Genomic DNA, 6,000 nt, shown 5'->3' with positions numbered 1-6,000 from the left:
GTATTTTGCCGACGCGAAAAATCAAGATCTAGGGATTGTTAAGCGACAGCGAAAACCTCATATCAGGCTAATTATTTCTCCTTTCCCAGGAACTCAAAGAAGTCCCGAACAATTTTTTTTCAATAATGAATGAACAAATGGAGTCATATTTTAATTGGGATCTCGGTAAAAAATGAGTAAGATTACTCATTGACAACAGTGTTTTTAGCTTAACTTGTGAGTAATGGGGTAGCAGTAGCAGAAACCGGTGGAGTTGGGTTTGACTGTTTGGAGACGGGGGAAATGTCGGGAATTCCTACTAATTCAGAGGATGCGCCCAGATAGATCCGCTTTTCTACCGCAACTCGATAGTTCGGATTTAATTCAGGTTCGATCGCGATCGCGGCCGCTACGATCGCGCGGCTGTGAACTTCTGACCAAAATTCAGGTTGTTCTAAATAGGGATTCATTCCCGGAAATGGGGAGGGCATTTCTTTCGCCTCACTCGTTAACTTTGCTTGATGCAATACTTATTTTAGAACTTCGGCAGGGATGAAGACAATGTTTGTTCTATAGCAATCCTAAATCATTTGTAAATTTCTGACTCCCTCCCCTTGGTAAGGGGAGGGTTGGGGTGGGGTAAAAAATTTACGACTCATTTAGGATTGCTATATCGCCACTTGTATTAACTGTGAAACGGAACAGTTACTAAAGGCAAAAGCGTTAAAATCAGCCAACTCCAAAACCACTTATTCGGTTTTAGCGGCGTTTCTGCCCCTGTCAAAAGCGCATCTATTCTCTCTCCCAATCTATTGGGCGCTCCCGCAGCACCAACAACGCAAGCTATATCAAAATATCGATGCGGATAGCTCGCTACCAACAGCAAAGCTTCTGCTAATAACAAAGAATCTACTCCCGCCGCCGCCTTAGCATCAGCCCGCAATTCCCGCAGCGTTAATAACTCTTCCCACAAAGCTTGCGTATTCGGCAGCCAAGCCGTGATTTGCCGCAGCCATCCCAGCCAGAAAAACCAGAAAGTATCGCGGTAATAGTAGTGCGCTTGTTCGTGGGCAATTACTGCTTGCAAGTGAGCTGGGGCGAGGGTTTTCAACAACCCCGAAGTGACTGCAAATTCAGGTTGCCAAAAACCAACTAAAGCCGAAAATAGAGCCTGGGTGTCGAGAATTATGACTGTTTTTCCGGCTATTTCTTTCTGCGGGCAATTGCGAATTTGATTTAAAAATAAAATGCCCTTGGCGGCTAGTTTAATGCACCAAAATGCTGCTATTATTAAAAAAGTTACAGCTAGCAAGTAGCTCAACCACCCTTCCTCAATTCCTACGATCTGGATTCCTACCATTTGTCCTTGAATTCCCATGAATAAAATTGCTAGAGCTGTGGCGAGCAATAACAGAGGGGGAAACAGGAATAACAAGAGCGATCGCTGCCAGCGGCGGGTCCAATTTCCTTGAGGAACAGACCATCTCAATCTCAGGCAGCAAGCAGCAATCAGTGCAGTTAAAATTAGGATTAAGTGCATTATTTTTGCTCCTCCCGGGCTTGGCGGACAGCTTGAATGCGAAGGGCAATTTCTTCTAATTGTTCGACAGTTGCTCGATCGAGGCTGTCCGCAAATGCTGCTACAATATCGGGATTGCCTACTGCTAGAAATTTCTGCAATCGATCGTAAGCCAAGAGCGATCGAGCTTCTTCGCAAGAAACTAAAGGTTGCCAAGTGAACGTCCGTTCTGTTTTGTCGCAAACCAGCCAACCTTTGTCTGTCAGGCGCCGCAGCACTGTTGTTACTGAAGCGTAAGCCAATTCTCGATCGGGATCGGACAAAATGCGATCGTGCACGTCTTTCACTCTAGCAATTTCTAGTTCCCAAACTATGTTCAAAATCTCTGCTTCCAAAGGGCCGAGGGAAAGTTGTTTGGGGCGGTAACTTGGCAGAGGATTCATTCTATTTTAGATTTTAGATTTTAGATTTTAGATTGAGTTACCATATAGGTAATTGTTTGTCGAGCTTACATCATTTACGGTGATGATGAGTGTTTCTTTAGAAAAAGTTAATCATAAATCCTGTTATTTACAAGTTTTACAAGCCGTCATTTGACAATTCAAGCGAAGAAGTGTAAGAATCAGGCAAAAATTACCAAACTTAGTATTACGAAAAACGCCTGTCAGTTAGAGGCAATTTTTCCTGCGCTACCTGTCATATCAAGTCTGCTGTATAAGGTTAGTGTGCCTAGTTGAGGGAACAGACTGGCAGAACGATCGCAAATTCAGTCCCTTGACCCAGTGCGGAATTCACATCGAGCGCACCCCCATGTTTCTCAACAACAATTTGATGCGCGATCGCCAACCCTAACCCCGTCCCTTTTCCTACTCCCTTCGTAGTAAATAAATCATCAAAAATCTTCTCCCGCACCTGCTCGCTCATACCAAAACCGTTATCTTTAATCCGAATTATTACTTGTTTGCGATCGAGCGATAACTCGGTTTTAATAATAATTTTATTTGCGATATCTTGATAACTCATCCCTTGATTTGATTCATCTAAAGCATCGATCGCATTTGCCAACAGATTCATAAACACCTGATTCAACTGTCCGGCGTAGCACTCCACTTTAGGTAGATCGCCATAGTCCTTAATGACCGCAATTTCGGGGCGAGATTCCGAAGCTTTGAGGCGATGCTTGAGGATCATAATTGTGCTATCAATACCATCGTGGATATTGCAAGCTACGGGATGGTCTGTGTCAGCACGGGAGAAGGTTCGGAGGCTGGTGCTGATACATTTGAGGCGATCGCACGCCACCCCCATTGAATCAATTACCTTGGGCAAATCTTCTAAAGTATAGTCTAAGTCTATTTTTTCAGCATGGTCAAGAATTTTATCACTCGGATTGGGGAGAATTTCTTGATACAATCTCAAGTGTTCAATCAGCTCGGCTATAGTAGGTTTAGCTTGTTTGAGACTAGCAGAAATAAAGCCCAAAGGATTATTCATTTCATGGGCGATCCCAGCGACAAGATTACCTAATGCCGACATTTTTTCACTTTTGACAAGTTGGACTTGAGCTTGTTGGAGTTCCAAGAGTGTTTGTTCTAGATTTCGTTTTTGTGTAAATAATTCGTGAGTTCTTTCCATGACTCGTTGTTCTAGTTTTTCAGTAAGTTGCTGCAATTCTGTATTTTTAAATTCGAGAGTCTGGCTCAATTGGTTGAGCTTGAGGTGAGTCCGCACCCGCGCTAAAACTTCACCTTGTTGAAAAGGTTTGGTAATGTAGTCAACGGCTCCGAGATCGAAACCTTGAACTTTGTCGATCGCTTCAGACAGAGCGGTGATGAAGATAACAGGAATATTTTGGGTTTTTGGATTTGCTTTGATGCGCCGACAGGTTTCAAAGCCATCTATACCGGGCATCATTACATCTAGAAGAATTAAGGAAACGGGAGTATGTTCGAGTTGTTGGAGTGCGCCTTGTCCGCTGGTGGCGATCGCTACTTCCAAACCAGCATCGGCTAATACAGATGAAAGGACTTTTAAATTATTTGGCATATCATCCACGATCATGATAATGCTATTGTCAAATACCGTTGAAATAGAATCTTTAAGTGCCATTGTATTTGCCGCAAGTTTTGTCATGCTTATTAAATCTTATGGTTATTCAAACAGTAATGAAATAGTAAAAATGGTAGATTAATTTTCCGCCCTATCGAGATAATTTTCCAGAAAGCTTTTAATTTTTTCAATCTCAAAATTATCTACATACTGACGCAGTTCTTGCACAAAGGGTTGGTATTTTCCATCTCCTGTTTCTAAAATCTCGATCTGTTGCTCGATCGCCATTAAGCGTCCCTGCAAAGCCAAGGTGTGCAACTGAGTTAAAACGTCATTGTCCGGTGGCACGATCGCATCTGAAGTTGACGGGGATGTTTCCAGAGAGTTGACTGCGATCGGCTCTATAGAGTTTTGCTCGTAAATCCATTCTATAGCCAGGTACTTCTCCAACATCTTTAGCAAATCTGGAGCTTGTACGGGCTTCGGCAAAAAAGCATTGGCTCCCGCTTCAATACTCTCATTCTGATTGCTGGCAAACACGCTTGCTGAAGAAGCGATCGCCGGAATATCTTTCAATTCTGGCATCTGTCGCACCTGTCGCAGCATCTCATAGCCATCCATCATTGGCATCATCAAGTCTGTAATAATCAGGTCAGGACGAGTCTCCTGCATTTTAGCCAATCCTTCTTGACCGTTGTTGACAGCGATCACAGCAAAACCCAAAGGTTCCAGTAAACTAATCAACACCGACTGATTCTCCCAGCGATCGTCCACCACCAGCAGTAGGCGCTGGCGGCCGGAGAATCCCACGATCGTGCCTTTCTGGGTAGTTCGCAGACTCGTTGCCCATTCTTTAGCTTCTGGAATTTCCATCTCAAACCAAAATGTACTGCCTTTTCCAAATTCGCTTTCAACATGGAGAGTGCTACCCAGCAGAGAAACAATTTGCTGACTGATTGCCAATCCCAGTCCAGTCCCTTCTCCTTGTTTCTTCACATCACCCACCTGTTCAAAAGGTTGGAATATTTTTGCGAGTCCATCTGATGAGATGCCGACTCCTGTATCTTGGATCTCAAAGCGAATTTTATAGCTTTCAGTCGGCTCTAATTTGTGAGTTTTCACGACAAAAGTTACACCTCCTTTGTCAGTAAATTTAATCGCATTGCCCAACAAATTAATCAACACCTGTTGCAGGCGCTTTTCATCAACTTTTATGCCCGCCGGCAAATCAGCATCAGGTTTATAGGTAAAGAAAATTTCTTTTTGGCTAGCGCGAACGCTCATCATCTCGGCAACGCTTTCGAGCAAGGTAGGGAAATGCACATCGCTGGGATGCACTTCCAATTTGCGGGCTTCGATTTTGCTGAGGTCAAGAATATCGTTGATGAGGTTGAGTAAATGATTGCCGCACTGATAGATAACGCCTATGCCTTTTTTACCTCGTTCTGTTAGGGGTTCGCCAGTTTGGAGAATTTGGGCATAGCCAAGGATGCCATTCAATGGTGTCCGCAACTCGTGGCTCATGTTGGCGAGGAAACTGCTCTTTGCTTGGTTGGCAGCATCGGCTTTCTCTTTTGCTGCTGCCAGTTCTACAGTCCGTGCTTCTACCTTTTGTTCTAGGGTTGCAAAGGAGGTTTGCAACTGTCTAGCCATGCTATTAAAAGATTCGGAAAGTTCTCCCAGTTCATCAACGCGATCGCTGGGGAGACTCGCATTCCAGTTTCCCGTTGCTAATTGCTTGGCCGCGCTGTTAAGTTGTAAGATTGGTTGCACTACCAGGGATTGGGAAAGCCAACGCACTAAAATTATGGTCAATAGCAACAAAATCACCACAGTTGCCAGAGCAAATACCGCCGTCCAATATTCGCGCTTGATGATAATACTGGCATCTAGTTCAATAACTAAGTATCCATTTACCCGGCCCTGAAGATTGGTAATAGGAGCATAGCCGTAGAGAACAAACTCCCCTTTATCAGTTCTATGAAAATTATTATACGCTACAAATGGGACTTTGTTGGCAACTGCTGCCTCTAAGTTATCTAGTTCTTGGTTGTACTCCTTACCAATCAATACGGTTTGGTCTCGATCGCCGGGGTCGTAATTTAAGACATAGATAAACTTTTTATCTGGTTGTTGGCGGACTGTATAAACACGTTTGATATCTGGACTGGCGGATTGAATAGTGACAAGTCGATCTTGATTTACTTTGTAAAACGCTGAGGTGCGATCGCTCGGCTGGACAATCAAACCGTGATAATCGCTGTCGATTTGGGGAACGGCAAGACTAACAATTGCCAACAGTCGATTCCGAATCCCCTGCCGTTGAGCAGAATACAACTGCCAGTACATTCCTGAAGCCAATGTAGCAGCCATCACCGCAATTAGCACTGAATAGGAAGCAATAATTTTTGTGCTGAGGTTCCAATTTTTCATGGTGTGGATATGTTTATAGT

Annotated in this window: 5 protein-coding genes; all 5 read right to left on the bottom strand. The window is 43.8% G+C overall.

Going from position 1 to position 6,000, the window contains the following annotated elements; genetic code table 11:
- Window positions 1–209: 209 nt before the first annotated feature.
- The 5 genes from QUA02_RS09210 to QUA02_RS09190 all read right to left on the bottom strand — a co-directional run bounded on the left by QUA02_RS09210 (window position 210) and on the right by QUA02_RS09190 (window position 5,980).
- Window positions 210–470 (bottom strand): DUF4058 family protein, encoded by a 261-nt coding sequence (locus tag QUA02_RS09210; protein WP_333026853.1) that lies wholly within the window; start codon window positions 468–470, stop codon window positions 210–212.
- A gap of 194 nt (window positions 471–664) precedes the next feature.
- Window positions 665–1,519, bottom strand: a complete 855-nt coding sequence (locus tag QUA02_RS09205) for a M56 family metallopeptidase (protein ID WP_333026852.1) — start codon at window positions 1,517–1,519, stop codon at window positions 665–667.
- A complete protein-coding gene (locus QUA02_RS09200; protein ID WP_333026851.1) occupies window positions 1,519–1,941 on the bottom strand; it encodes a BlaI/MecI/CopY family transcriptional regulator in 423 nt (140 codons plus the stop codon). The genes QUA02_RS09205 and QUA02_RS09200 overlap by 1 nt, the downstream gene beginning before the upstream one ends.
- 286 nt (window positions 1,942–2,227) lie before the next feature.
- Window positions 2,228–3,607, bottom strand: coding sequence for a hybrid sensor histidine kinase/response regulator (locus tag QUA02_RS09195; protein ID WP_333026850.1), 1,380 nt, complete (start codon window positions 3,605–3,607; stop codon window positions 2,228–2,230).
- Window positions 3,608–3,685: 78 nt separating this feature from the next.
- Window positions 3,686–5,980 (bottom strand): ATP-binding protein, encoded by a 2,295-nt coding sequence (locus QUA02_RS09190; RefSeq protein WP_333026848.1) that lies wholly within the window; start codon window positions 5,978–5,980, stop codon window positions 3,686–3,688.
- Window positions 5,981–6,000: the final 20 nt, after the last annotated feature.

Source organism: Microcoleus pseudofavosus SVA1_A4 (genome assembly GCF_036700565.1).
Lineage (GTDB): Bacteria > Cyanobacteriota > Cyanobacteriia > Cyanobacteriales > Microcoleaceae > Microcoleus.
The sequence above is the reverse complement of the archived record's forward strand: the minus strand, read 5'-3'. Positions and strand labels throughout refer to the sequence as shown.